Raw genomic sequence first — 25732 nt, forward strand, 5'->3', positions numbered from 1 at the left:
CGTCAGGTTTGATTGTTATTGTCACTGAGTTCTTCTTCCTTCAGTTTGATGTCAGGAAAAAAACTTATCAATAACAAGAGTACACAACTAAAAATGAGAAAATAAATACCATACTGTTTTGTGGGACAAAATCCTTTATAACACGCCGTGAATATTACATAGGTTTTTAATAGATAGCCAATGTTGAGCGCCTGTAAAAAAATCACGGCTCTTTTTGCCCATATTCTGTTTATAAGAATGAATATGATTGAGAGCGCCGCGAAAAAAGTAAACACTTTTCCGGGGCGGCCATAAATATTTTTTTCCGAAAAAAAACCGGTAAATGATTTCTGCAAATCCGGGTAATAGGCCCAGGGCATAAAGCAACTTGCAAAAAGAATAATTGCCGCAGTAACTCCAATAATTTTATAATATTTCATGATGAAGCTTCGAAAAAATTGAGATTTTATTTGGGTGCAATGTTACTCCAATTTTTCTAATCAGCTTACCACATCGGGATGACCCAATGGTGCCTTTAAGAAAAGAACAAAGTTTTTTTTAAAATCTGCGGCTTATCCCTGCTGAGATATTAAACTGGTTGCCCCTTTCGGAAGGTTTATATTCCTGGTTAATGATGCCCGCACTTATGGAAATGATAGTCCATTTTAAGAAGGTATGATTAAAATCTGCTGAAATTTTTTTAGAGGAAAGCTTGTTTTCTTTATTACTGAATTGAATATTCTGAGAGTTGTCATCAGGCGAAAAACCCGAGCCAACTGAAAGCCCAATATAATCATCTGCGCCTTCCAAATAATACCGCGCAGAAAAATTGTACGATTGTGAAATACCGGTTGAAGATGGGGTGAGATAAGTGCGCGCGGTAAATAAAAAATTACTCCAGTACTTTCCCAAAGAAGCGGTATAAATTTTTGTGCCGCTGGTGAAATACAAATACCGGATGCCTAATTCGCCCTCAAAGCTTTTCGGCAAGTTGGCATATAACGACATACCGGCCCGGTATCCGGGGAAAACACCAACATCGCCGGAATAACCAAAATTTAGATAGCCATAAAAAGTTTTGCTTATGTGCGGATAGGCATCTATTTCTGCCTGGAGGCCGTTTGATGAAAAGCGGTTGACATAATTGATTCGTGCTATTACACTTCCCAATTTGGTTTGCCTGCTGTATGCTATGCTCGCGAGATTCCAGGCTTTATCAAATTGTTTATCGAAAGAAGAATTTTCGTAACTGATGGTTATTTTATTTTTCAATAGTTGCTCTTTAATGGATACCGCCAGCGCGCGGGCTTGCTGATTGTTTGAATTTATCTTTAAAATCTGCCTTGTTATTTCGGCGGCCTCATCAAAGTTTTTCAAGGCTTTTAAATTCTTTGCTTTCCTCAATAACAGCTCTTCTGAATTTGGAAAATTGATCAATGCATTGTTGCAAATGTCCAGGGCATTCTGGTAATTATCATTCCAGTATTCAAGGTCGGCATAAGCAATGCTTGCATCTTCGTTAGGATTTGCATTCAGCACTTTTGTAAAATGCATCCGCGCACTATCGTATTGATGATCCCATGAATAAATTCTTCCTAAAAAAATATCTACATCCGCATAGCCGGGCGATTTTTCCAGCGCTTCAAATGCCAGTTCCTTGGCTTTTTGATAATTTTTGTTTTCAAAAGCCGACTTCCTGGCGTCAGCAAATAATTCATCTGAAGAAAGAGCATTCTGTGCCTGTATCTTAAAAGAAACTGACAACAATATGAGCAGGGAAACATTAAATTTATTCATAGCATAAGTGAAAGAACAATAACGCTAAAAATGCCGTAGTATTTTGATGATGGTGCAATACAAAAAAAATTAACCTGTTGTTAATGCCGCAGAATAAAGATTGCATTTATTTGCTGGTTTACTGTATTGGAACCGATAGGCGCACGCGTTTTTCTCAAATTTCAATTGCTTATTACTTTCTATTTTCCTTATTTTACATCCTTAATATTCCAGGCGGCATGAAAATTATTCCAATTATTCTTTACGGACTAATCACGATAATATTAATAGTGTTGTTTAATACTCAAATGGTGCTTCCGGTTCCTTTAGGACAATTATTAAGTCCGCAGAAAGGCTTGTGGCAGAATGCAGAACCCGTGGATGAAAATTATTCGGCCCAGCTTTCATTTCCGCAATTGCAGGGAAAGGTGAAGGTTTATTTTGATGAAAGGCTTGTGCCACACGTATTTGCCGACAATGAAAACGATGCCTATTTTGTGCAGGGCTATTTGCATGCCAAGTTCCGGCTCTGGCAAATGGAGTTTCAAACCCGAGCGGCTGCCGGAAGATTAAGCGAAATCATCGGTCCCAAAGCATTGGAATACGATCGGGACAAAAGGCGTCTCGGAATGGTGTTTGCCGCAGAAAGAAATTTGAAAGAGGTCGAAAAAGATCCTGAAACTTTAGCAGAATGTGATAATTATACTGCCGGCGTAAATGCATATATAGAAAGCCTTACCGAAAGCACGCTGCCCATAGAATATAAATTGTTAGGCTACAAGCCTGAAAGGTGGACGAACCTGAAATCTGCTCTTTTTCTAAAATACATGGCGTTGGAACTCGCCGGCGAAGAAAGCGATTTTGAAAGAACCAATGCGAAATCAGTTTTTTCATCTGCGGATTTTAATAAAATCTATCCTGTAGTAATGGATTCCCTGGATCCGATTGTTCCTAAAGGGACCGTCTTTTCGCCACCTGCAGTTGCGGTTACGCCCCCTGCCTCTGCTGATTCATTGTATTTTAACAATAAAGATTCCAACGGCATTGTTGAACAAAAGCCTGATAAAGATAATGGCAGCAACAATTGGGCTGTGCGTGGACAAAAGACCAAAAGCGGCTATCCTATTTTATGCAACGATCCGCATTTGGGACTAAATCTGCCATCCATCTGGTATGAAATGCAAATCACTACGCCATCTTATAATGTATATGGCGCCACTTTTCCTGGAGCGCCTTCTGTCATTATTGGCTTCAATGATAGTTGCGCCTTTGGCTTCACCAATGCCATGCGGGATGTAAGAGATTATTATGAAATTAAATTTAAAGATAACAGCCGCAAGGAATACTGGTTTGACAGCGCCTGGGTTCCTTCTGAGTTCAGAATTGAGGTCATCAAAATAAAAGGAGAGGCTGATTATCTTGATACCGTAGCTTACACCAATATCGGACCGGTGATGTACGATAAAAGTTTTAACGGAGGCAGAAATACCAATGAGAAAAATTATGCCGTTCGATGGAAGGCGCATGACCCAAGCAATGAATTAAAAATGTTTACGCTTCTGGATAAAGCAAAAAATTATAACGATTATTTGAAAGCTATAAAGTATCTGCATACGCCCGGCCAGAACTGCATTTTTGCCTGTAAAAACGGCGACATTGCTATTTGGGATGAGGGTGAATTTCCTGCAAAATGGCACAGGCAGGGCGATTTTGTAATGCCCGGCATGGATAGCAGCTATTTCTGGCAGGCAATGATTCCACAATACGAAAATCCCCATCTTCTTAATCCGGAAAGAAATTTTGTAAGCAGCGCCAATCAATTGCCGGCAGACACCAGCTATCCTTATTACCTGGGCGGTAATTATCCTCCTTACCGTGGAATAGAAATCAATAAAAGGCTGGAGGGAATGAATAATATTACGCCAGAGGATATGATGAAATTGCAAACCAATAATTATAATATTTTTGGTAAATGGGCGCTTCCGGTGTTGATTAATAACATGCAGGTAAGCAAGCTAAGCCCGCAGGAACAAAAATATTTTTCAATTTTAAAGAGTTGGGATTGTAATAATGATCCGGATTCAAAGGGCGCTACTTTATTTGTAGTAACGTGGGACAGCCTGGCAACGGTAATCTGGAATGATGAGTTTGTGCATTCCGGCCTGCAATTGCCGTGGCCAACAGAAAGCGCTTTGCTGGATATCATTAACAAGTACCCGGATTTTAAATTTTTTGATAACATCAATACTGCCAACAAAGAATCTTTATCTGATGATGTGACCGCCGCATTTAAAATGGCAGCAGCGGTAATAAGAAAAGCTGATGAAGAAGGCAGGATTGAATGGGCAAAATATAAAGATACTCATGTGGAGCACCTTGCCAGGTTAGATGCTTTCAGCCGTCTTCATTTGCCCATTGGTGGAGGAACCAACACCATAAACGCGGCCAAAGAGCAGCATGGGCCAAGCTGGAGGATGATAGTTTCCCTGACTCCCGAAACGGAAGCATATGGTGTGTATCCCGGTGGCGAAAGTGGTAATCCCGGCAGCAGGTTTTATGACAATTTTATTGATACCTGGGCAGCAGGAAAATATTATCGATTGTGGGTAATGAAACCCAATGAGACGGGTGATAGCCGGATACAATGGACGATGAGCTTTAATTAAAATTGTAAAAAATTTATTGTCTTAAATAACTAATATGAAATTTATAGTATCTGCAATTTTAATCATACTTTTTAGTTTTTTATCGTGCTTGTATTTTCCCTGGTGGTCTGTGGCTGTCGTTGCTCTTTTTATCTCTGTTATCATTCAGCAAAAGCATCTGATCTCATTTATTTGTGGTTTTGTTTCGTTGTTTTTTTTATGGGGATTTTTGAGTTTTTGGATAAGCATGAAAAACGACGACATTTTAGCCCACCGGGTTTCTATGTTGATTTTTAAGGTGGATAGCCCCAGTTTATTAATATTCGCGACAGCACTTATTGGCGCTATTGTAGCCGGCTTTGCAGCCCTAACGGGTAGTTATCTTCGTAAAGAAAAAACAGTGGAGCCTCATCCCACTGTTTAATGTTTATTTCCCGTACCTTGATTTCCTATGAATCTCACAGAGCATGCGTAATTTTTTCCTACTTTTTTTTATTCTTTCAACTTACTTAGCCTCTTCACAAACCATTGAAGGGATGGTAAAAGATACAGAAGGCAATCCACTTCCCTTTGCGACGATCCTCGTGAAAGGAACACCCATCGGTGTTACCGCAAACAATGAAGGGAAATACAGCCTTCATCTATCGCCCGGAAATTACACTTTGGATTGTCGTTACGTAGGCTACGCTTCTTCAGAAAAAAATATTACTGTCTCATCTTCAGATCAGAAAATCAATTTCACATTGGCTATACAAAGATTGACTTTAAAAGAAGTTATTATAAAAAGCAAGGGTGAAGATCCGGCGTATGAAATCATCAGGCAGGCGATTAAGAAACGCTCTTTTTATGATGAGCAGGTGAAAGCTTTTGAAGCGGAGGTTTATGTGAAAGGATTGATTGAATTGATGAATTTACCGAAATCAGTAATGGGGCAGAAAATTCCTGAAGAAGACCGCCGCCTGATGGGCCTGGATTCTTCCGGCAGCGGAATTGTTTACCTTACTGAATCCGTAACAAAAGTGTATGAACAGCAACCGGATAAACTCAAGCTTGAAGTAGTATCAACGCGTGTGAGTGGAAATAATGGATTAGGCTTTAGCTTTCCCGCCTTCATCAGTTTCTATAAAAATAATGTGAATATAGCGCCGCAGGTGAATGCGCGTGGCTTTGTGTCGCCAATCGCCGATAATGCCTTAAAGTATTACAATTATAAATTTCTCGGTAGTTTTTTTGAAGATGGCGAAGAAGTAAACGTTATAAAAGTGATTCCTAAACGGGATTATGAGCCCTTGTTTTCAGGCGTTATAAACATTACCGAAAATGATTGGCGCATTTTCAGTTGCCATCTTTTACTGACTAACAAATCTGCATTGGAAATCCTTGATTCGCTTGAAATTTCGCAGATGCATCAGCCCGTAACCAGAGATATCTGGAGGATAAAAAACCAGGTAATTCATTTTACATTCAACAAATTCGGCATAAGATCCGAAGGTAATTTTGTGAATGTCTATTCAAAATATAATCTTGAACCGGATTTTCCAAAAGGTTTTTTTGACCGGGTTGTAATTAAATATGATACTGCTGTCAATAAAAAGCCGCATTCATATTGGGATTCTATAAGGCCAGTGCCGCTTGAGCCAGAGGAGATCAGGGATTACAAAACCAAAGACAGCGCTTTTGAAGCAAGTAATGATTCTACCACAGCTAATATCGATTCATTGAAGAAATGGCAAGGACCGGTAAAAATTATGCAGGTGCTTTGGTCAGGCGTAAACAGAATACATTATAGTGCCACCAATCAATATGAGATTTCCTTCGATCCTTTATTGAAAACTTTGCAGTTTAATACGGTGGAAGGCCTTGCTTTTAATCCTTCGTTAGTGATTTCCAAATATTCAAAAGCCCTGAACACCAACATTAGTTTCATTGCTGATGCACGGTATGGTTTCAATAATCATCATTTGAACCCATGGGCTGGCTTTGTATTTAAAAATAAAGATGATTTTGATCCTGATACCGAATTTAAAAAGCAATCATTTTTTGTGGCGGGTGGTAAACGGGTAAGCCAGTTTTTTAAGGAAAGTGGTATTGATGGTTTGCAAAATACGATTGGCAGCTTGCTTTATGGGAGAAATTACATGAAGCTTTATGAAAATTATTTTGGCAAAGCAGGATTTACAAAAGAGTGGGAGAGTGGCGTAAAATTTTTGATTGAAGGAGAATATGAAGATCGTTTGCCGATTGAAAATACCACTGATTATATCTGGAATAAAAAGTGGCAACACCGCTACACGCCAAACTATCCTGTCGAATTATTGTCATCACAGTTTCAACGGCACCAGGCAACTGTGATGCATGCTATGGTTAGCTTTCAGCCAGGGCAGCAATACATTGAATTTCCGAAAAGGAAAGTTTCCATTGGTTCCAGGTACCCTGTTTTTACATTTAATTATACCAAAGGATTGAAAAACATTTTTGGCAGCGATGTAGATTATGATAAGTGGGCTTTTAATATTTCAGATGAAAATATCTTAAAGTTAGCAGGAACCATTAATTATAATGTTACATTGGGCGGCTTTTTGAACAATCATTCCGTATATGTGCAGGATTACAAGCATTTTTATGGAAATCTTTCCATCATCGCCAGTCAATATGTAAAGTCCTTTCAAAATACTTCTGCGTACCAGTTCAGTAATGATTCGCCATTTTATTCTGAGTTTCATTTTGAGCACCATGCAAACGGATTGGTATCAAATAAAATTCCTTTGTTAAAAAGATGGAACTGGAATTTCGTGGAAGGATTTAATGCATTGTATGTTCATCCGGATAACAAATACGGCGAAGTTTTTATCGGATTAGAAAATATTTTCAAAATATTGCGGGTAGACCTCGTCGTTGATTTTCAAAATGGCTATCGGCCGGTATATACCTACAGGATTGGCTTTGGTGGCTTGTTAGCCGCGCCGTTTAATTACCAGAGGTTTAAGAAAACAGAGAAGATTATAAATACCTGGTAACGCCAACCAACAGCAAATGAACAAATACCTGCAATTTTTATTTTCTTTTTACCACAATTTTTTCTGTGAATTCTTTGATTACATCGCTAAAGAATTTGCGCGCTTCTGCAAAATTTTCTGCCGGAATCACGTTTTCTTTCAGCTCCAGGTATGCGACTGAAGTAATAGCATTTGTCTTTTCATCATAATTGTATTTTGTTGAAAATGTTCCGAACTTGAATTTTTGCTCTTTAGAAACGGGCAAATGTTCTATCGTAAAATTTTCCGGAAGCTGGTAAATGGTGGTATCCGTTTTTACAAATGGAAATGGGAAATAAAAAGCAAGTGTGCGCTTTTCATCATCAGGTAATTTGCCGCTCCAAAGCTTATAGATACGGGGGTTCAAAAACATTTTGCTTCCTGCAGAAAATTCCGGCACTTTTTCTATAGCAAGCTTAAATGAAGTTTTGGCGCAATTATCCGTTTTGTCGGTGGTAAGATCAAATTGATCAGGTTGTGCAAAGCCCAATCTCTTCACCAGGTATTCTTTCTGATCATCTTTTTTTTCATTTAAAACATATTCAATAATTTCTTCCTTATACTCGCCCTTTGATTCAAGCATACTTTCAGTTTCGCCCGATGCATCCTCATTCAAAGTTACTTTGGTAGTAAGATGAAAAGTGTTTTCCGAAGCGTTGCTCTTAGGCGTTGCTACTAATTTACCGCCTTGTGGTGTGATAAGCAGCGCATTCCTGTTTTCGGTAAAACTTCCCAGGATGCCTGCCTGCGTGGCTTTGCTGGTGCATTCCAACCAGGTTGTGTCTTTGTTCTGGGGAACACAAAGTATAACATGCGAAAATGAATTGTGCGGAAATGCAGGATTCACGGGCATTTGATTGTATTCTGCATTTACCAAAGCCGGATAGCTGCTGATCCCCACCGCCTCCAGCATCGCCTGCATATAAGTCGTAAGCGCTTTACAATCACCATATTTTTTAGAATCTACAAAGGCAGCATCAAAAGTTTTAAAACCTCCGATGCCCAACTGAATACTTACATACCTGCAGTTATTTTGAAGGTAATGATAAAGAATGGTAATTTTTTCTTTATCGTTTCTGGCATCTTTTACTAAATCTTTTAAATAATTTTTTGTGGTTTCAGGCAGATTTGATGCACCTTTTGAAAGTACATTATACCACTCGCCAAATTTTTCCCAGCTTGAAAGGTCACCTTCATATCCGTCCATTGAAAATTTTTGAGGCGATAAAAGTATGGCCGGATAGGAGCTTTCGTAATTTGCGCAACCTTCTTCATAGGGAATTGCAGGCAGGTTTTTTACTTCCCATAAATAGGTTTTATATTTTCCCGAAGCAGTTTCTTCAGGTTTTAAAGAAATGTGTTGTGCGTTATATTTTAAATCTAAATTGGCAGGAATTGTTACCGTATACTTGGAATGCTCTATCGACTGTTCAGGGGCCTGGATACGATAATCAGGATAATTTAAAGTGCCCTTAAATTTTACTTTATAATTGTATTCAACTGTAAGCGGGTACGAGGGAGCCGCCACCTGGAAGTAATAAACTTTTCCATCTACTACAAGCCCATCGCCGGTTGCAATAGATTTCATCTCTTTCATTTTGTAACGGTTCATTTCTTTGCCATACGCATCAAAAACTTTTATTTCTGCATCGTCCAGTTTGGTGAAACCATCTGAATTTTTAATAAAATAAAGAACGTCCGAGCCTTCGCCATCCAAAACGGTATACACGCGGTGTACAGAAAGAGTTGCCAAATCAATATCCTTCACTTCAAAGTTAATTATCTCTTCACGTTTCACGCTGTGAGCATTTTCTACCAGCGCCTTTGGCAAAGTAGAAGCATCATAAATATTTACCTGGCTGAACATTTCAGAACTTATGAAAGGCAACAACGCCAGTATTAAAAGTTTTTGCATTAGCTGTTTGATTTCTTTTTAATTACAATTTGCTCATTCAATTTATTAAAGAGCTGTTTATAAAACTCATGGAAGATAGGGTAGGTGCTTGCTAAGTAGTAGGAACTCTTAAAATCAAGTGTGATTTTAAAATCAATACTTCCCTGTCCAGGCTGAATTAAGCGCTGCAAAACTATGCTGGTATCTGGCATAATCATTTTTACATTTTTAGGAAGTTCTTCAAATTCATATCCCTCCGGAATGGAAATTTTACCAAGGATGGTATAGGATTTGGGATAATTGAATTCAATATCTGTTGATCTTTTATCTGCAATGAAAGGATTTTTTTCGAGGCCCTGGAAAAGATTTAATGTAAAATATCTGTATTCGCCTGAGGAGCTTAGAGGCAAAGAGAAATCCAGCTTCTGTTCCAGTGGCTGGTTATCGTCTTCAGCATTGCTTACATCCAGATTTTTGACTTTCATAGCTGTATAGGATTTGAGAAAATAATCACTAAAGGAACTTCTGTTTTCTTTCCATTCTTTTACGCGCGGATTTTTTGAATAGCCATAGCTGTAAACTGTAGCGCTTCCTTCCATTAAACCTTCAGGTGTAACTTTTGCAAAAATGGTGACTAAATTTTTCCATTTATCGTCTTTATTGGACAAAGTAATCCATCCGCCAAGAGCTTCGTCCACCAGGAAAGCCTGGTTGTCCAGCACGTCATACGGAATCAGATTGGCGGGATTATATTTGTCAGCGGCATTTAAAATATATCTTTCATTTCCTACTATCACGCAAGTCATGGTATTATTAAACTGCTCTAAAAAAGGATAGACAGTATTAACCATCCCATTATCTTTGGTGCTTACCAAAATAGGATAGGCCTTTAAACCCGCATCGCGCAGGAGATTTATGAGAATAAAATTAAGTTCAGAATTATTTCCTGATTTCTTATCCCACGCTGATTTTATCCCATTGTCTGAATAAATATTTTCTATGCCATTCCAGTTCATATTCTGGCGCACATAATCATGAATTAACACCATCCTTTTATAGGGATCATTTACATTTTTTAACGAATCATCCAATGCCGAAGTGTGAGTAAGATTTTTTTTCAATTGCAAGCCAAAATCTTCATCATCTAATAATTTTTTGGCAAGTTTTGGCCAGGTAGACATCACCTCATCCACCTGCCCGTTTCCATAAACAATGCTGTTTAGCTGGAAAACAATTCTCTGCACATAATCTTTTTCAGCGCCCATGAACGGCTCATCCTGGAGTGCAGGCACATTTTTAAGCAGAAATGTTTTTCTTTCTGAACGATCGGATATCACACTGCCATGATAGCTAAGAATGTCTGTAATTAATTGGGAACTGTGTTCCACATCCTGGTAAGCAAGTGTTTGAGTGGCAAACCGGAAAATCCCGGGAAGAGCAATTTCATATAAGCTTTGCCTTGTTGGAATATCATCCTGGAATTTCCAGTCCTCAATATAAGAGAACGATTTTTTGGTGTCTGTATATTTAAACTCTATTATACTTCCCACCTGAACGTCGGGCATTGAAAACGAAACCTGTGAATAACGGTTGTTTAATTTTTTAATAAAAACCGAAGATTTTTCAAGTTTGGTTTTAATTACATTTCCTGAATTATCCAGGTTATAAGTTACCGCAGAAACCTGATCTATTTTTTCGAAGTTGTTCAGGCTGTAAAAGTTGATTTTGATATTTGCTTCATCTAACCCTTTTTCTTTTAAAACTTTTATCCTGGTTCGTCTTTCTGTTGAAATATTAATGTCGTCGCCCACTACCCTAAATTCTACATTTCCATAATCGAGTAATTTATATGCACGTGCATCCTTATCATAATCACACTCTTTCATTTCAAGGTCTGCTTTGTCAATATCCCCGAATTTTGGAAATCCCTTTTGGGCGAGTAGCGGAGAAAAATAAAATGACAGGAGCAGGATTGCGGCTAGCGTTTTCATAGGCAGTTTAGTTTTAAATTGGACTTAGCAATTATTATTTAAAATCATCTTGTTAAAAAACCTAACGAAATTTTATGATTTCTATTTTATCGAATAAAAAATAATTATTTTTTTAATGCGACAGTAAAGGCACAAATATGCTTAATTCTTATTTTCAATGCACTCCAAATTCCTTTATCTTATTTTTACAAAAACGAAAGAATATGAAGCAATTGATTACGTACATCTTTTTGATGACGCTGTTTTTGGGCTGTAAAGCACAATCCCAAAATCACTATAAAATTCAGAAGGATGATAATTCTCTTCTTTGGAAAATAAGCGGCAATGGACTCAGTAAACCAAGCTTTTTATTTGGAACATTTCATCTGTTGTGCAAGGATGATATTCACTTTAGCGATCAGTTAAAAAATGCCATCAGCGACTGTGATGAAATTTATATGGAATTAGACATGGACGATCCGTCTACGATGCTCAGTGCAATGATGTATATGAATATGCGTGGCGACACATCGCTTTCTGATCTTTATTCCTCAACTGAATACGATCGGTTAAAAAATTATTTTTCTGATACGCTGAAATTGCCGCTCGCGTTGCTCCAAAAAACAAAGCCTTATTTTTTGGTGGCGTTGTTGTATCCAAGAATGATGAATTGTTCATCTCCGGCGGGCGTTGAAGAAGAATTGCTAAAGCTGGCCAAAGCCGATAAAAAAGAAGTGCAGGGACTGGAAACCATGCAATTCCAGGCCTCAGTTTTTGACAGCATACCTTATAAATGGCAGGCCAAAGAATTGCTGAAAAACATTGACAGTTTTTCAATAAACAAAAAAGAGTTTGAAACGATGCTTGATTTTTATAAAAATCAAAATCTTGATTCGATAAAAACAATGCTTGGCAAAAGTGAATTCGGTTCTGAAAAATATGATGATTTATTATTGAATAACAGGAATAAAAGATGGGTACAAAAGCTGGACACTGTGATGAAGGACAAGAGTGTTTTTGTAGCTGTGGGAGCGGGCCATTTGGTGGGGCAGCAAGGATTGATTAGCCTTTTCAAAAAACAAGGCTATACAGTTGAGCCGCTGGCGAATAAATAATAAACAGATCAGCCTATTGGTTATATTCTCATATATATTCTATGAAAAATAAATTTATTTATTTCTTTATGCTGCTGGCCCTTTTTAGCTGCAATCAAAATGAAAAACAGAATAATAGAGATCAGTTGCTGCCTGCAATAAATTCAGATACGCTGCCGAAACAAAGTGATGTTGATTCAGTTAAAAATTCTTTATCGCCCGGAAAAGACACTTTGGTTTTTAACCTGAAAATGGATACCGCCAATCAACATATTGTAGTTCCAGTCCGCATATTGGCCGGTGACATTTTATACGCAAACCTGGCTTCAAAAGATAATAGGGCCAACATTAGAATCAGCCAGCTTGGTTTCCCGGATAGCACATTTGACGGGCCGTTCGGAAGAAATATCAATTACAAAATAAAAGATACCGGCGAATACAAAATTATTATTGGAGAAAACATGATGGCCGGCGACAGGTGGGACGGGGATTTTCAATTAAAAGCCTGGGTAAAATAACAGCGCCCGCAAAATATTACGGGCGCTGCTATTTATCAAAAAAGTAGTTAGAACTGCTCCAATTTGCTAAAGAAAAAGTCTCCTTCAATTTGTGCATTTTCATCGCTGTCGCTACCATGAACTGCATTTTCACCGATGGAGGCGGCATATAATTTCCTGATAGTTCCCTCTTCGGCCTGCGCGGGATTAGTAGCGCCAATTAATTTTCTAAAATCTTCTACTGCATTTTCTTTTTCAATAATAGCGGCAGTTATAGGGCCACGGCTCATAAACTCAACCAATTCGCCATAAAACGGCCGCTCCTTATGTACTGCATAAAATTCGCCTGCTTTTTCTTTTGACAGATAGGTCATTTTCATTGCAGCAATGCGAAAGCCCGCTTCATTTATCATTTTTAAAATCGCTCCTGTGTGGCCTTTGGAAGTGGCGTCAGGCTTGATCATTGTAAAAGTTCTGTTTGTGGTCATTTGTTTTTTTGGGTGCGAAGCTAATAATTTAATTATGAAATTGAGATATACCCTTGTTGTTAAAATATTTTTTAACCAGCAATGTAAAAAAATTGCGTATCGCAGATGTTTGTTGATTGAAAAGAAGCTCATAAATTATATATTTACATCCTTTCAAAATGGAAGCCCAACCGTCTAAAAATGAATACTGTATTTGAAATAATGCCTTCATCCTATGATCCGGAAAAATGTGTATTAATCTGCGAGGTAAGCAATGAAGGGTTTTCTTGTTGTATTAGAAATGAAGATGAAAAATCCTATGTAGGCGTTGCCATTTATCATTTTGATTCCACAAAGCCTGCAATCGGTTTTCCTATTGCCTTGCAGGTGCTTTTTCATCAACATGATATTTTTTCAAAAAAGTTCAGGAAAGTGTGCGTTGGATTCTCGTTTCCGCAAAGCGTATTGATTCCTTTTTCCATGTATGACCGTGATAAAAATCAAACGCTGATGAACCTGATGTTTGGTGATCTTGAAACTAATGATGTGATATTAACTGATATCATTTCAGAGCAATCACTATATAATACTTACCGGCTTTCCGCTGCTACGGTGGAGATGATTAAAAATCAATTTCCTGATGCCACCATGACGCACCAATATTCACTACTTCTTAAAAACTTTTCAGGTGATACAGATAGTATTTCTGTTATTTTTTACACCCAAAAAGTAGTGGTTCATGTTTTCAGCGGGGGTAAGCATTTCTTGCTGAATTCCTTTGACTTCACCACCGCAAATGATATTTCTTTTATTCTATTAAACATTTGCCAACAACTTAAGATCAAAAAAATTCATCTCGTGTTACGTGGACTGGTAGAAGAGAATTCTGCTCTTTACAATGAAATTTATAAATATTTTGACGATATAGAATTTGCTTCCTTCCGGAAAGAATATAGCTATTCGGAAGAAATTGCTAAATTCCCTTCCCATTATTTCAGTCATATATTTGACATTGATTCATGCGAATAATAACCGGAAAATATGGGGGGAGAAAAATTAATCCTCCGGCCAAGATGCCCTATACACGGCCAACAACAGATGTTGCCAAGGAAGGTTTGTTTAATATTTTGGAAAACAATATTTCAATTGAAGGCATAAAAACGCTCGATCTTTTCGGCGGCACAGGCAGCATTAGCTATGAGCTGGCATCAAGAGGCGCTGCAGACCTTACCATCATTGAGAAAGATCCTAAAATGTATCAATTTATTAAAAATAAAATTGAAGAATTACGAATTGAAAATTGCCGGGTAGAGAAGTTGGATGTATTTCGCTTTTTGGAAAACTGCACTCAAAAGTTTGATTTGATTTTTGCGGGGCCGCCGTATGCACTTACAAACATTGATGATTTGCCCCGGTTAGTTGGTTCAAAGGAATTGTTGAACCCAGGAGGATGGTTTATACTTGAACACACTCCCGCAAACAATTATGAAAATGAACCATTATTTAAAGCAATGCGAAATTATGGCACCACTGTTTTTTCCATTTTTATTAATAAATAATATGCATTTTGAAACCGATATTTATCACCGGCACTGGAACTGACGTAGGAAAAACGCTGGTCTCTGCCATCGTTACTGAATCTATTGAAGCGGATTACTGGAAACCTGTGCAGGCGGGTTATACGGATGGTACTGATTCGCTATTTGTGGAGAAAATGATTTCCAATCAATATACAAAAATCCATCCTGAGCTATATAAGTTAAAATTACCTGCATCCCCGCACCTGGCTGCTCCGGCAGAAGGAAAAGAAATCACTGCCAGGGAAATCGTAGCCCGCTTGCCTGTAACGAGTAATCAGTTGATAATTGAAGGTGCCGGCGGATTGTTGGTTCCATTGAATCAACAGGAAACGATTCTGACACTTATAAAAAAATTAAATGCAAAAGTGATTATTGTAAGCAGGAATGAATTGGGGAGCATCAACCATTCGCTGCTTACGGCGGCTGTTTTATCGCATGAAAAAATTGATGTAGCAGGATGGATTTTCACAGACGAATATATGCACTATGAAAATGAAATTGCGCATTGGAGTGGATTCCGTTTACTCGGCAGGGTAAAACATTTATCCGTTATTTCAAAAGAGACTATTAAAGAGCAGGCACTAAAATTGCACCCTATGCTGAAATCTATTTTATGAAAAAACAGGATTTAAGAATATTGTTCAAACAAAGAAGAAAAGAACTTTCGCTTCAATCGATTGAAAAATTCAATGATCTTATTTTAATCAATTTTCAAAAATTACCAATTCCTGACATAAAATGTGTTCATACTTATTTGTCTTCTTTTAAACTGGGCGAACCTGAAACCGCAACGATTGTCAAATATTTACAATTCAAAAATCCACTGATAAAAGTGGTAATTCCTAAGGTGGATATTCATGGCGGGCGATTAGCGCATTATCAATACGATGAGCAGATTGAATTGATTAAAAACGAATACGGCATTGATGAGCCAAAAGGCGGAAATAATGTAACAGAAGATGAAATTGATATGGTTTTAATTCCACTGCTGGCTTTTGATAGCAAAGGTTACCGGGTTGGTTTTGGAAAAGGCTATTACGATAAATTCCTTTCCAGGTGCAGGAAGGATGTGCTAAAAGTGGGATTAAGCTTTTTTGAACCGGTTGATAAAATTGAAGACATAACAGGATATGATATTCCCATGGATTTTTGTATAACGCCAAAAGAGAATTTTATTTTTTAACTACCGACATTGGAGCAGTAAATGGACAAAAAACACAGAAAAATATTTTGGCCTTTTTCTTTTTTATATCATGGAATAATCCATTTGCGGAATTTGGCTTTTGACAAAAAAATATTCCGATCAGCGAGCTTCGATCTGCCGGTTATTTGCATCGGAAATCTTTCAGTCGGCGGCACGGGGAAATCGCCTATGGTGGAATATCTTGTAAAGATTCTTTACGAAAGATACAAAGTAGCCACATTAAGTCGCGGATACAAGAGAAAGACTAAGGGATTTTATATTGCTGATGAAAACACTACAACGCCCGACATTGGCGATGAGCCCATGCAATTTTATAGAAAATTCCGCGACATTACAGTAGCAGTAGATGAAGATCGTGTGATGGGAATTCCGAAAATTCTTAATGACAGGCCCGAAACGGAAATTATTATTTTAGATGATGCTTTTCAGCACCGCCAGGTGGCTGCGGGCTTAAATATTTTGCTTACAGCGTGTAATAATTTATATACCAAAGATTTTTTGTTACCCGCAGGCAGCCTCAGGGATGAAAAAAAAAGCAGTCGCCGTGCGGATATTATAATCGTAACAAAATGCAACAAAAATTTATCGCAGCAGCAAAGGCAAAATATTATTGAAGAATTAAATCCAGGTAATACCCAGAAAGTTTTTTTTACTACTGTTAAATATGGAACGCCATATTCACTGTTTCAGGATGAAAGCCGGGATTTAAATATTGACGATTCAGTTTTGCTGATAACAGGAATCGCTGATCCAAAATTGATTGAGATGCTGCTTGATTCTAAAGTTCTTTTAAAAAAAACGCTGCGGTTTAAAGACCATCATTTATATAATGAAAGTGACATCAAAAAAATCAAAGAAGAATTTTCGAAAATGAATTCTTCACGAAAAATAATTCTTACTACAGAAAAAGATGCTACCCGGTTATCTTCTTTTAAAAATCACTTGAAAGATTTGCCGGTATTTGTTTTACCCATGGCTCATCAATTCTTGTTTGACGAGGAAATGTCTTTTCAACGTGAAGTATCAAGATATGTTGAGGAGGCTAAAAATTGAACTGTTTTTTTCGCACCAATTTGCCTATAATTTATATTATGTTAAGTAGAATTTGCCGATTGATTTACGCTCTTATTAAACAACACGGAATAAATTTTATATAAAATTGATCCCAATTAATTCTTTGCCTATTTGATGAACGCCTAGTAAGATTCGTTTGATTTGAGCAGGTGAAGTTTTTTTATGCCCCTGGTGTATTGAGCTAAAAGGCTATTGTCGCATTATTCATTTATTCATTATTCATTTATTCTGATTAGAAATAATAAACCCCGAAAGATTCGGGGCTTATTAAAACTTCAAGTACAGGAATAAAATATTAATTCACAAATTTTGCATCTGCGGCGTCATATTTATCCTGGTATTCTTTTAATTTGTCTTTATTACCAAGACTTTGATAAATGTTTTGCAACAAGTTAACTGATGATTTGTATCTTGATTTTTGTGATTTTTTCATACCTTCTTCAAAGGTTGCTGATGCTTTTTCGGCATAAGGAATGGCTTTCTGAAGAAAACCATTTCCCTGCTCTGTCAGGTCTGCTTTGCTTTTCTTTTGGTCTGCCGTTAAGGTGGCTCCTTTTATTTTTGAGGCGGAATCCAAAGCGTAAATTCCTTTATTGTAATAATATTGAGCATATAAAAGATTTACATTTCCGTTGTTAGGCTCCAGGGCGAGTGCTTTATCTAGCTGGCCTGCTAATGTAGTTAGTAATTGATCTTTGTTAGGAATTACTGCTCCCTGATCGCTTCCAAAAACATAACTGAAGATCTCCGTAGCATAATTCAAACGATACCTTAAGCTATCGGGATGTTTTGATGTTAAATCGTCATATTTTTTAAATAATGCATCGTGATTATCTTTTTCCCTGTAATAATCCATTTGAACAAAATCAAAATAATCATCACCAGGAAATACCTCTTGTCCGAGTGTTGCATACTTCACCATATTAGCAGAATCTCCGGCCTGTTTGTAATCCAATGTCAGCCATTGATATGGCAATTCAAAAGAAGGATCGGGTTTATTTTCATCGTTGTGAAGGCCGCCAATTTTTGCATCTGCTATTTCTGCGAAATATTTACGCGCGGAATCAATTTTCTTTGCATTCAGCGCCGCCTTAGCGATATTGAGAACCAGGGTGGTGTCAACTTTTCCTATGTTGGCCCATTTGTTTTCGCGGATATATTGGCCCACCTGGTTTGCTTTGATAAAGAGCTCCATAGCTTTGGCAAAACCGGCAGTATCTGGCTTGTTGGCAGAATTTGCAGCATTGTTGAATGCATCAGCAGCTTCTCCATATATTCCTGAGTACACTTTAAAAATAGGTGCATAATTGTCTTTAATCACCATGAGAGTCACCGCGCTATTAGTAGAATCGGCCAAAGCCTTTTTGAAAGCGTCGAATGCTTCCTCGTAAGGGTTTGGAGGCAATTGTCCTTTAAATGCGGAGCTATCGGCCATTGAAGTGATAAGCTTACTTTTTAAGTAAAGGCCCGGCAAATTGTTGGGATCTTTGGCAAGGATTCCCTCAATTTCCGATTTCGCCTTGTCATACTTTTTGTCATTCAGGTAGTTGGTCGCTTTTTTTACATCTTGTCCAAATGTTAGGGTAACAAGAAATGTAAACAACACCGGTAAAACTATTCTTTTCATATGTTTTTTATTGTTTTACTTATTGATTATCAGAAACATCATCTGCGTTATCGGAATTTTCACTCTCATCATTTTGTATCTGATTTTCAGGCTCTGCATCCTCTTTTGAAGAATCCGTTTCAGAAGAAATATTTTCATTTTCCAAACTTTCTACGGGCTCAATTTCCTCCTCTGACTCGTGATCGTCAATTTTTGTAATGGCTGCTATTTCATCCCCATCGTCCAGCTTAATCAATTTTACTCCCTGAGTGGCGCGGCCAGCCTCCCTGATAGATGCAATCGAAGTGCGAATAGTTACACCTGACTTGCAGGTTATCATTAAATCTTGCGTTTCCTTAACATTTAATAAGCCAATCAGGTCACCCGTTTTTTCTGTTACATTAATCGTTTTTACTCCTTTGCCTCCCCTGTTTGTGATGCGGTATTCTTCAATGGCGGTTCTTTTTCCGAAGCCTTTGGCGCTAACTACCAGCACGCTACTTTCCGGATCTGAAATATTTACACAAATCATACCAACTACTTCATCGTTTTCATGGTCTACACTTATTCCAAATACCCCAATAGCTCCCCTACCTGTTGGCCTCACTTTTTCTTCCGGAAAACGGATAGCACGCCCGCTTTTTACTGCCATCATAATCTGCTGGTTTCCGTCAGTAAGACAAGCATCCAACAACTGATCTCCTTCATTTATTGTGATTGCGTTAATACCATTTTGCCTTGGCCTTGAAAAATCTGTAACCTTGGTTTTTTTAATGATGCCTTTCCGGGTACAAAGTACGATATAATGATTATTTATATATTCTGTATCCTGAAGATTTTTTATAGTGATAATTGTTCTCACTGTATCATCCGAAGGAATTTGTATCAGATTTTGAATTGCCCTTCCTTTACTTTGTTTATCTCCCTCGGTAATTTCATACACTTTCAGCCAGAAGCATCTTCCCTTTTCAGTGAAAAACAGTAAAGTATGATGAGTGCTTGCAATAAACAATTGCTCAATATAATCTTCTTCCCGTGTTTTGCTTCCTCTTGCGCCCCTTCCGCCTCTTCTTTGTTGCCTGAATTCTGTGGCTGAGGTTCTTTTTATGTAACCAAGGTGTGAAATAGTGACCACTACATCTTCTTCTTCAATGAGATCTTCAATGCTCATTTCATCAGCCATATAGGTAATTTCACTTTTACGTTCATCACCATATTTTTCTTTGATTTCAGTCAGTTCCTCTTTTATGATTTGAAACCTTTTACCCTCATCGCCTAAAATTTCTTTCAGGTTAGCAATAGTTTGCATCACTTGTGCATGTTCTTCGCGAATTTTATCCCTTTCCATGCCGGTAAGCCTTTGCAATCTCAGCTCTAAAACAGCCTTTGCCTGGATTTCGCTCATCTTAAACTCCGACATCAGTCCGTCTTTAGCAGTGTCGGGAGTGGCAGCAGCCCTGATGAGTCGGATTACTTCATCCAGGTGATCCAGGGCGATTAAAAATCCTTCTAAAATATGTGCTCTTTCCTCTGCCTTTTTTAATTCAAATTTTGTTCTCCGGATTACCACCTCGTGGCGGAAGTTCACAAACTCGCTGACAAGTTCTTTAATATTCAACACATGCGGCCGCCCTTTTACCAGCGCCACATTATTGATCCCGAAAGAGGTCTGCAACTCCGTATGCTTATACAAATGATTAATCACCACCTGCGATATTGCATCCTTTTTTAGATCCACCACAATACGGGTGCCTTCTTTATTGTTACTTTCATTGTTGACATCTGTGACGCCATCTATCACTTTTTCATTAATAAGATACCCTATTTTCTCGGTGAGCGCATCCCTGTTAACCTGGTAAGGAACTTCTGTAATTATTATTTTTTCGCGCCCGGAATTAGTGGTCTCTACATTTACTTTTCCCCGCAGTACCAGGCGGCCACGGCCCGTGTGCATGGCTTGCTTTACTCCTTCGTAGCCATAGATAATGCCACCTGTGGGAAAATCGGGAGCTTTCACAATTTTGATTAATTCATCTATGGTAATTTCGTGGTTATCGACATAGGCAATGCACGCATCGACAACTTCTGTGAGGTTGTGAGGTAGAATATTAGTAGCCATCCCCACTGCAATACCACTTGCGCCATTCAACAATAATTGCGGAATCCTTGTGGGAAGTACGGAAGGCTCTTTATCAGAATCGTCATAATTTAATTGCCAGTCGATGGTGTCTTTTTCAATATCCTGCAACATCGTTTCAGCTATCCTTTCCAGTCTTACTTCAGTGTACCGCATTGCTGCCGGCATATCACCATCCTGGCTTCCGAAATTTCCATGACCGTCTACCAACACATAGCGCATGCTCCAGTCTTGTGCCATTCTTACCAGCGTACCATAAATCGACGAATCTCCATGGGGATGGTATTTACCCATCACATCACCGACGATACGCGCAGACTTTTTATGTGGCTTATTGTAGGTATTTCCCATTTCATACATGCCGTATAAAATGCGGCGGTGAACGGGTTTCAGGCCATCACGGGCATCGGGAAGCGCCCGTCCTACTATCACGCTCATCGAATAATCGATATAAGCGGATTTCATTTGTTCTTCAATGTTTACCGGGATAATCCTTCCTCTCGGTGCGCCGCTTTCGGGCAATTCCTCATCTGTTGTTTCCATAATTTTTTACTATCGGCAAATATACTTTTTTAAGCGTGCTTTTCCTTAAAAAAATCAATATTTTACCATATACTTTTCACCAATTATGAAGGAGATATGTGGATATTTTCAAAATTTTTTTTGTCAGCATTTTTTTAAACTTTAAAAAAAATAAGATGATCATCTTTGCTCTTAATTAATAGTTTTGTTGTATGCAAACCATAGCTATATTCGGAGCAGGAAAGTCCGCTTCGCACCTTATTAATTATCTGGGAAAAATTTGTGCTAATAATCAATGGAAGCTTTTGGTCGCCGATGCGGATTTTTCTCTATCTAAATCTAAAACTGAAAAATTTCCCGATGCGGAGGCTTTTTCTTTTGATGTGTCAGATAAAGAAAAGAGGCACTCTTTTATTCAGAAGGCAGACATTGTGATTTCAATGCTTCCTCCTGCTTTGCATCTTTTGGTTGCCCGGGATTGCATCGATTTTTCAAAACATTTTTTGACAGCCTCTTATATTGATATGCACCTGCGCGCATTTGCCGACGACATCGCTGCAAAGCAATTGCTTTTTATCGGAGAAATGGGACTGGACCCCGGCATCGACCACATGAGTGCAATGAAATTGATTGACCGGATAAAAAAACAGGGCGGGCAAATAACGTCTTTTAAATCGCATTGCGGAGGTTTAATGGCGCCGGAAAGTGATGACAATCCCTGGCATTATAAAATCAGTTGGAATTCTGCCAATGTAGTGGCAGCGGGAAATTCAGGGGCTTATTATAAAAGTGAAGGCAAAATTAAAGAAGTACTATATCCACAAATTTTTGCTGACCCTGGCCAGGTAGTGGATGTGCCGGGTTTGGGAACTTTGGCGTGGTATGCCAACAGAGACTCACTTTCGTATATAGAAACTTATGGGTTGCACAAAATAAATACTTTTATCAGAACTACCCTCCGGTACCCTGCATTTTGCCGGGGCTGGAATAAATTGATTCATCTTGGTTTTACTAATGAAAACGATCACTACGAGATTAGAAATTGCAAGACTTTTTCTGATTGGTTTTTTCTAAAAATGAATAAACAAGTAAATGACAAACAACTATCAGAGGGTTTTATGAATGCCGAATTCAATGCGCAGGTTGATTTTATAGGCCTGCGAAGTAATGAATATTTACCGGTGCCGATTACCAATTCAGCTACTTTGCTTCGATATCTGCTCGAAAAAAATTTAGCGATGAAACCGACAGATAAGGATATGGTGGTTCTGTTGCATGAAATTGAATACGCGTCAGGGAATGATAACAAGAAGGCAATTAAGAGCACATTAATGGTAAGAGGTGAAGACAAAATTCACACAGCGATGGCTAAAACAGTGGGATTGCCATTAGGCATAGCTGCCAAACTAATATTGGAAAATAAAATCAAATTGACAGGCCTGCATATTCCTGTTATTTCTGAAATTTATGAACCCGTATTATTTGAACTTGAAAATAACGGCATTACTTTCAACGAGCAGGAGTATGATTTATGAGTATAACGGTTACGAGTAAACGAACAAATAAGTCATTTCTTTATTTACAAAACTTCCGGGTCTTGAGGGCCCGGAAGTTTTTTGATTCTACTGGTTTTGATTATCCGCCTTTTTTTCGGCATCCGCTTTCATTTTATCATTGGCTGTAATCAGGAATTCCACCCTCCTGTTTTGAGCCATGCCTTCAGGTGTATCATTTGAATAAGCCGGCGCAGATTCCCCATAACCTTTTACAGTCATCCTGGAACCATCAATGCCTTGCGATACTAAATAATCACGTACCGCATTGGCGCGTCGTAAAGACAATCCCATATTATACTCTTCAGTGCCCCGGCTGTCAGTATGGCCCTGAATTTCAATGTTGGTATTCGGATAATTTTTAAGTGCTGTTGCCAGTTTATCGAGATTCATTTTTGCAGAATCACTCAAATCTGATTTGGAAAAGGCAAAGAGAATTTTTTCGTTAAACTCCACCTTTATTCCTTCATCAATTCTTTCCACTTTTGCACCGGGAATCTGGTCTTGAATTTCTTCTGCCTGTTTATCCATATCGTGCCCGATAATTGCACCTGCCGTACCGCCAATGGCAGCCCCTAAAATGGTTCCAAGTGTTTTATTGCCTGCCGCTTTGCCTATGATAGTTCCTCCTACTGCGCCAGCTGTGCCTCCTATTACAGCTCCTTTTTGTGTTCTGGTGGCATTGCATCCCATCATTAATAAAGCAATCACCGGGAGTATACAAAGTATTGGTTTGAAAAGTTTCATTAGTAACATTTTTGATTCAAGCTCTACTTTCAAACATTGTACCAACTAAATCCTCATTTACCAGTAAACAGGCAAATAACTGCTTTTCTTATTTTAGCTGGCTTTGAAAATATTGCCGCTCATTTGAAAGATTCACAAACGGAAATTTCTGTTGCAGCCTGTCGATATTTTCAATTTGCGCAAAGATGAATTGTTGGTGTTTTTCGCTTTCTTTTTCGAAAGGTTTATGGTTAGCGGCCGCTGTCACTTTTTCAATTTCATTGATGATACTTTTTGTTTCGTGGTCAAAAAATGATTCAGAAAATTTTTCAAAAACAAAATCAGTTGCCATTTCATTTGGATGCACCAAATCCTTTTTGAAAAAGCGATAATCGCGCAATACGTCAGTTACTATTTCATACGAAGGGAAATAAAATGCATTTTTTTTCTCTTCGGCTATCACATGGGCAGCTTCTATCAACCTTGCTTTGCTTCGGCTATTTTCAATGATTCCGTCTTTAATATGCTTTACAGGGCTGACCGTAAAAATAATTTTAAGCTGTGAATTGAATCTCTCAAGCGCAGTGATTACGCTTTGCAAATCCGCCCTGATTTCTTCCACAGGCAGCAGGTTTTTAATAAATGAGTTGCCAGAAACTTTGTGGCAATTAGCTACATTTTGTGAATTACTTTTTAAAAGATAATTGAAGGCGGTTCCAAAAGTGATAAACAAGCAAGTAGCGTTTTTCAAAAAAACGTGTGCGCATGACTGTGACTCAGTTATTTTCTGCAATACACTTTCTTTGTTAACTCCTGAAAACACGGAATGATGCTGCCAGCTATGCCACAACCCGTTTAATTGAAAAAGATTTTTTTCTTCGAAAGGTTTGTTTTCGATGTAAGAAAATAAAGCATCACTTATGCTTAACGGGTCGTACAATATGCCATTCGGATTTTGAATTATACCAAATTTCAAGGCCTGCAGTTTATTACCCATTTCTTCCGAAAAGCATGACCCCATCAGTAATATTTTGTCCTTAAATGAAATGTGGAAAGGAAAAGCGGGTGATTGGAAGGGTAGAATCAATTCCATTTATGAAAAAATTTTTGAAGCCATTACTACGGCTTTTCGTAATTCTTCTTCATTAATATTTTTGAGGAGGCCTAATTCCTTAAAATAGGGAATTATTAATTCGGAATTCATATTTCCGACTAACTTATCCTCAGCCATGGGGCATCCCCCTACTCCTTTTAAAGCTCCGTCAAAACGGGTGCAGCCGTTGTACAAGGCGGCGTCAATTTTTTCTTTCCAATCCACACCAGTGGAATGAAGATGAACACCGGTTTCTATAGCAGGAAAAGATGATGTTACCTCTTTTGATAACGAAGCGATTTGGGAAGGATTAGCCACGCCAATGGTGTCTGCTAAAGAAATAATCGCAATCCCCTCTCCTGCCAGTTTGGTGATCCAGTTCAAAACAATATCTTCATTATATTCGTCGTGATAAGGATTTCCAAAAGCCATTGAAATATAAACCACCGCCTCTTTTTTATTTTTATCACAAATATTTTTCATGTCGATAACCGTTTGGAAAGATTCTTCAATGGAACTGTTGGTATTCCGCTTTTGAAATGTTGGCGAAATGGAAAACGGAAAACCCAGGTAATGAATCTTTTCAAAACCGGCTGCCTCTTCAGCTCCGCGCGTATTGGCAATTATGGCCAGCAATTTTGTTTCACTATTTTGTAAATCAAGATGAGGAACCACTTCTTTTGTATCGGCCATTTGAGGAATATTTTTGGAGGAAACAAAACTTCCAAAATCCAAAGTATCAAAGCCTACTTTTAATAACTGGTTGATATACGCTACCTTTTCCATCGTGGGTATAAAGGTTTTCCAGCCTTGCATTGCATCTCGCGGACACTCAACTAATTTAATGACTTTCATGCGGATAATTATATGAAATTCCTGT

21 protein-coding genes are annotated in these 25732 nt (G+C 38.2%); 11 read left to right on the forward strand and 10 right to left on the reverse strand.

The features are described 5' to 3' along the window. Positions 1 to 2: 2 nt before the first annotated feature. Positions 3 to 419, reverse strand: coding sequence for a hypothetical protein (locus EFY79_RS14430; protein WP_123121423.1), 417 nt, complete (start codon positions 417 to 419; stop codon positions 3 to 5). A gap of 118 nt (positions 420 to 537) precedes the next feature. Beyond that, on the reverse strand, positions 538 to 1776 hold the full coding sequence (locus tag EFY79_RS14435) for a YaiO family outer membrane beta-barrel protein (protein WP_123121424.1): 1239 nt from the start codon (positions 1774 to 1776) through the stop codon (positions 538 to 540). A gap of 218 nt (positions 1777 to 1994) precedes the next feature. Between EFY79_RS14435 and EFY79_RS14440 the strand changes: the two genes are divergently transcribed. The 3 genes from EFY79_RS14440 to EFY79_RS14450 are packed head-to-tail and all read left to right on the forward strand — an operon-like array spanning position 1995 to position 7417. Next, on the forward strand, positions 1995 to 4421 hold the full coding sequence (locus EFY79_RS14440; RefSeq protein WP_123121518.1) for a penicillin acylase family protein: 2427 nt from the start codon (positions 1995 to 1997) through the stop codon (positions 4419 to 4421). Positions 4422 to 4455: 34 nt separating this feature from the next. Beyond that, positions 4456 to 4824, forward strand: a complete 369-nt coding sequence (locus tag EFY79_RS14445; RefSeq protein ID WP_123121425.1) for a hypothetical protein — start codon at positions 4456 to 4458, stop codon at positions 4822 to 4824. A gap of 43 nt (positions 4825 to 4867) precedes the next feature. Beyond that, entirely contained in the window at positions 4868 to 7417 is a 2550-nt protein-coding gene (locus tag EFY79_RS14450; RefSeq protein WP_123121426.1) for a DUF5686 and carboxypeptidase regulatory-like domain-containing protein, read from the forward strand. A gap of 37 nt (positions 7418 to 7454) precedes the next feature. On the opposite strand, the gene EFY79_RS14455 is transcribed toward EFY79_RS14450, so the two are convergent. Together EFY79_RS14455 and EFY79_RS14460 are read right to left on the reverse strand one after the other, a co-directional pair. Further along, the gene (locus EFY79_RS14455; protein WP_123121427.1) at positions 7455 to 9350 is read right to left on the reverse strand and encodes a transglutaminase-like domain-containing protein; all 1896 of its coding nucleotides are present in this window, start codon (positions 9348 to 9350) and stop codon (positions 7455 to 7457) included. Further along, the gene (locus tag EFY79_RS14460) at positions 9350 to 11320 is read right to left on the reverse strand and encodes a DUF3857 domain-containing protein (protein WP_123121428.1); all 1971 of its coding nucleotides are present in this window, start codon (positions 11318 to 11320) and stop codon (positions 9350 to 9352) included. Before EFY79_RS14460 ends, EFY79_RS14455 begins: the two co-directional genes overlap by 1 nt. 203 nt (positions 11321 to 11523) lie before the next feature. Between EFY79_RS14460 and EFY79_RS14465 the strand changes: the two genes are divergently transcribed. Both EFY79_RS14465 and EFY79_RS14470 read left to right on the forward strand, forming a co-directional pair. Continuing rightward, a complete protein-coding gene (locus EFY79_RS14465; protein WP_158605223.1) occupies positions 11524 to 12414 on the forward strand; it encodes a TraB/GumN family protein in 891 nt (296 codons plus the stop codon). A 41-nt stretch (positions 12415 to 12455) separates the two neighbouring features. Beyond that, entirely contained in the window at positions 12456 to 12911 is a 456-nt protein-coding gene (locus EFY79_RS14470) for a hypothetical protein (RefSeq protein WP_123121430.1), read from the forward strand. Between the two features lie 47 nt (positions 12912 to 12958). On the opposite strand, the gene EFY79_RS14475 is transcribed toward EFY79_RS14470, so the two are convergent. Further along, the gene (locus EFY79_RS14475) at positions 12959 to 13378 is read right to left on the reverse strand and encodes a nucleoside-diphosphate kinase (protein WP_123121519.1); all 420 of its coding nucleotides are present in this window, start codon (positions 13376 to 13378) and stop codon (positions 12959 to 12961) included. Between the two features lie 180 nt (positions 13379 to 13558). Here EFY79_RS14475 and EFY79_RS14480 point away from each other — a divergent pair, with 180 nt between their 5' ends. Genes EFY79_RS14480 through lpxK form a run of 5 tightly spaced genes read left to right on the forward strand, consistent with a single transcriptional unit; the run spans position 13559 to position 17194 of the window. Beyond that, entirely contained in the window at positions 13559 to 14386 is an 828-nt protein-coding gene (locus EFY79_RS14480) for a DUF3822 family protein (protein WP_123121431.1), read from the forward strand. Beyond that, a complete protein-coding gene (locus tag EFY79_RS14485; protein WP_123121432.1) occupies positions 14377 to 14916 on the forward strand; it encodes an RsmD family RNA methyltransferase in 540 nt (179 codons plus the stop codon). The genes EFY79_RS14480 and EFY79_RS14485 overlap by 10 nt, the downstream gene beginning before the upstream one ends. A gap of 8 nt (positions 14917 to 14924) precedes the next feature. Next, positions 14925 to 15554, forward strand: a complete 630-nt coding sequence (bioD, locus tag EFY79_RS14490) for a dethiobiotin synthase (protein WP_233578015.1) — start codon at positions 14925 to 14927, stop codon at positions 15552 to 15554. Then, the gene (locus EFY79_RS14495; protein ID WP_123121434.1) at positions 15551 to 16120 is read left to right on the forward strand and encodes a 5-formyltetrahydrofolate cyclo-ligase; all 570 of its coding nucleotides are present in this window, start codon (positions 15551 to 15553) and stop codon (positions 16118 to 16120) included. The genes bioD and EFY79_RS14495 overlap by 4 nt, the downstream gene beginning before the upstream one ends. Positions 16121 to 16141: 21 nt before the next feature. Continuing rightward, complete coding sequence (gene lpxK / locus EFY79_RS14500; protein WP_123121435.1) at positions 16142 to 17194, forward strand: tetraacyldisaccharide 4'-kinase; 1053 nt, start codon at positions 16142 to 16144, stop codon at positions 17192 to 17194. A gap of 316 nt (positions 17195 to 17510) precedes the next feature. On the opposite strand, the gene EFY79_RS14505 is transcribed toward lpxK, so the two are convergent. Together EFY79_RS14505 and gyrA are read right to left on the reverse strand one after the other, a co-directional pair. Then, a complete protein-coding gene (locus tag EFY79_RS14505; protein WP_123121436.1) occupies positions 17511 to 18842 on the reverse strand; it encodes a tetratricopeptide repeat protein in 1332 nt (443 codons plus the stop codon). A 19-nt stretch (positions 18843 to 18861) separates the two neighbouring features. Next, positions 18862 to 21501, reverse strand: coding sequence for a DNA gyrase subunit A (gene gyrA / locus EFY79_RS14510; protein ID WP_123121437.1), 2640 nt, complete (start codon positions 21499 to 21501; stop codon positions 18862 to 18864). A gap of 191 nt (positions 21502 to 21692) precedes the next feature. Between gyrA and EFY79_RS14515 the strand changes: the two genes are divergently transcribed. Further along, positions 21693 to 23015 (forward strand): saccharopine dehydrogenase C-terminal domain-containing protein, encoded by a 1323-nt coding sequence (locus tag EFY79_RS14515; RefSeq protein ID WP_123121438.1) that lies wholly within the window; start codon positions 21693 to 21695, stop codon positions 23013 to 23015. An 87-nt stretch (positions 23016 to 23102) separates the two neighbouring features. Here the strand turns inward: EFY79_RS14515 and EFY79_RS14520 are convergent, their stop codons facing one another. The 3 genes from EFY79_RS14520 to EFY79_RS14530 all read right to left on the reverse strand — a co-directional run bounded on the left by EFY79_RS14520 (position 23103) and on the right by EFY79_RS14530 (position 25707). Further along, positions 23103 to 23780, reverse strand: a complete 678-nt coding sequence (locus tag EFY79_RS14520; protein ID WP_123121439.1) for an OmpA family protein — start codon at positions 23778 to 23780, stop codon at positions 23103 to 23105. Positions 23781 to 23868: 88 nt separating this feature from the next. Next, the gene (locus tag EFY79_RS14525; RefSeq protein ID WP_123121440.1) at positions 23869 to 24852 is read right to left on the reverse strand and encodes a GSCFA domain-containing protein; all 984 of its coding nucleotides are present in this window, start codon (positions 24850 to 24852) and stop codon (positions 23869 to 23871) included. Then, positions 24853 to 25707 (reverse strand): beta/alpha barrel domain-containing protein, encoded by an 855-nt coding sequence (locus tag EFY79_RS14530; protein WP_123121441.1) that lies wholly within the window; start codon positions 25705 to 25707, stop codon positions 24853 to 24855. Between the last annotated feature and the right edge of the window lie 25 nt (positions 25708 to 25732).

This window comes from Hanamia caeni (genome assembly GCF_003721595.1).
Lineage (GTDB): Bacteria > Bacteroidota > Bacteroidia > Chitinophagales > Chitinophagaceae > Ginsengibacter > Ginsengibacter caeni.

Excerpts from the sequence above, each read along its gene's own strand:
- EFY79_RS14465 (WP_158605223.1), top strand. The coding sequence starts at position 11,524 with ATGAAGCAATTGATTACGTACATCTTTTTGATGACGCTGTTTTTGGGC.
- EFY79_RS14440 (WP_123121518.1), top strand. The coding sequence starts at position 1,995 with ATGAAAATTATTCCAATTATTCTTTACGGACTAATCACGATAATATTA.
- EFY79_RS14435 (WP_123121424.1), bottom strand. The coding sequence starts at position 1,776 with ATGAATAAATTTAATGTTTCCCTGCTCATATTGTTGTCAGTTTCTTTT.
- EFY79_RS14455 (WP_123121427.1), bottom strand. The coding sequence starts at position 9,350 with ATGCAAAAACTTTTAATACTGGCGTTGTTGCCTTTCATAAGTTCTGAA.
- EFY79_RS14495 (WP_123121434.1), top strand. The coding sequence starts at position 15,551 with ATGAAAAAACAGGATTTAAGAATATTGTTCAAACAAAGAAGAAAAGAA.
- EFY79_RS14460 (WP_123121428.1), bottom strand. The coding sequence starts at position 11,320 with ATGAAAACGCTAGCCGCAATCCTGCTCCTGTCATTTTATTTTTCTCCG.
- EFY79_RS14525 (WP_123121440.1), bottom strand. The coding sequence starts at position 24,852 with ATGGAATTGATTCTACCCTTCCAATCACCCGCTTTTCCTTTCCACATT.
- EFY79_RS14515 (WP_123121438.1), top strand. The coding sequence starts at position 21,693 with ATGCAAACCATAGCTATATTCGGAGCAGGAAAGTCCGCTTCGCACCTT.
- EFY79_RS14505 (WP_123121436.1), bottom strand. The coding sequence starts at position 18,842 with ATGAAAAGAATAGTTTTACCGGTGTTGTTTACATTTCTTGTTACCCTA.
- EFY79_RS14530 (WP_123121441.1), bottom strand. The coding sequence starts at position 25,707 with ATGAAAGTCATTAAATTAGTTGAGTGTCCGCGAGATGCAATGCAAGGC.
- lpxK (WP_123121435.1), top strand. The coding sequence starts at position 16,142 with ATGGACAAAAAACACAGAAAAATATTTTGGCCTTTTTCTTTTTTATAT.
- EFY79_RS14475 (WP_123121519.1), bottom strand. The coding sequence starts at position 13,378 with ATGACCACAAACAGAACTTTTACAATGATCAAGCCTGACGCCACTTCC.
- gyrA (WP_123121437.1), bottom strand. The coding sequence starts at position 21,501 with ATGGAAACAACAGATGAGGAATTGCCCGAAAGCGGCGCACCGAGAGGA.
- EFY79_RS14520 (WP_123121439.1), bottom strand. The coding sequence starts at position 23,780 with ATGAAACTTTTCAAACCAATACTTTGTATACTCCCGGTGATTGCTTTA.
- EFY79_RS14450 (WP_123121426.1), top strand. The coding sequence starts at position 4,868 with ATGCGTAATTTTTTCCTACTTTTTTTTATTCTTTCAACTTACTTAGCC.
- EFY79_RS14480 (WP_123121431.1), top strand. The coding sequence starts at position 13,559 with ATGAATACTGTATTTGAAATAATGCCTTCATCCTATGATCCGGAAAAA.
- EFY79_RS14485 (WP_123121432.1), top strand. The coding sequence starts at position 14,377 with ATGCGAATAATAACCGGAAAATATGGGGGGAGAAAAATTAATCCTCCG.
- EFY79_RS14470 (WP_123121430.1), top strand. The coding sequence starts at position 12,456 with ATGAAAAATAAATTTATTTATTTCTTTATGCTGCTGGCCCTTTTTAGC.
- EFY79_RS14430 (WP_123121423.1), bottom strand. The coding sequence starts at position 419 with ATGAAATATTATAAAATTATTGGAGTTACTGCGGCAATTATTCTTTTT.
- EFY79_RS14445 (WP_123121425.1), top strand. The coding sequence starts at position 4,456 with ATGAAATTTATAGTATCTGCAATTTTAATCATACTTTTTAGTTTTTTA.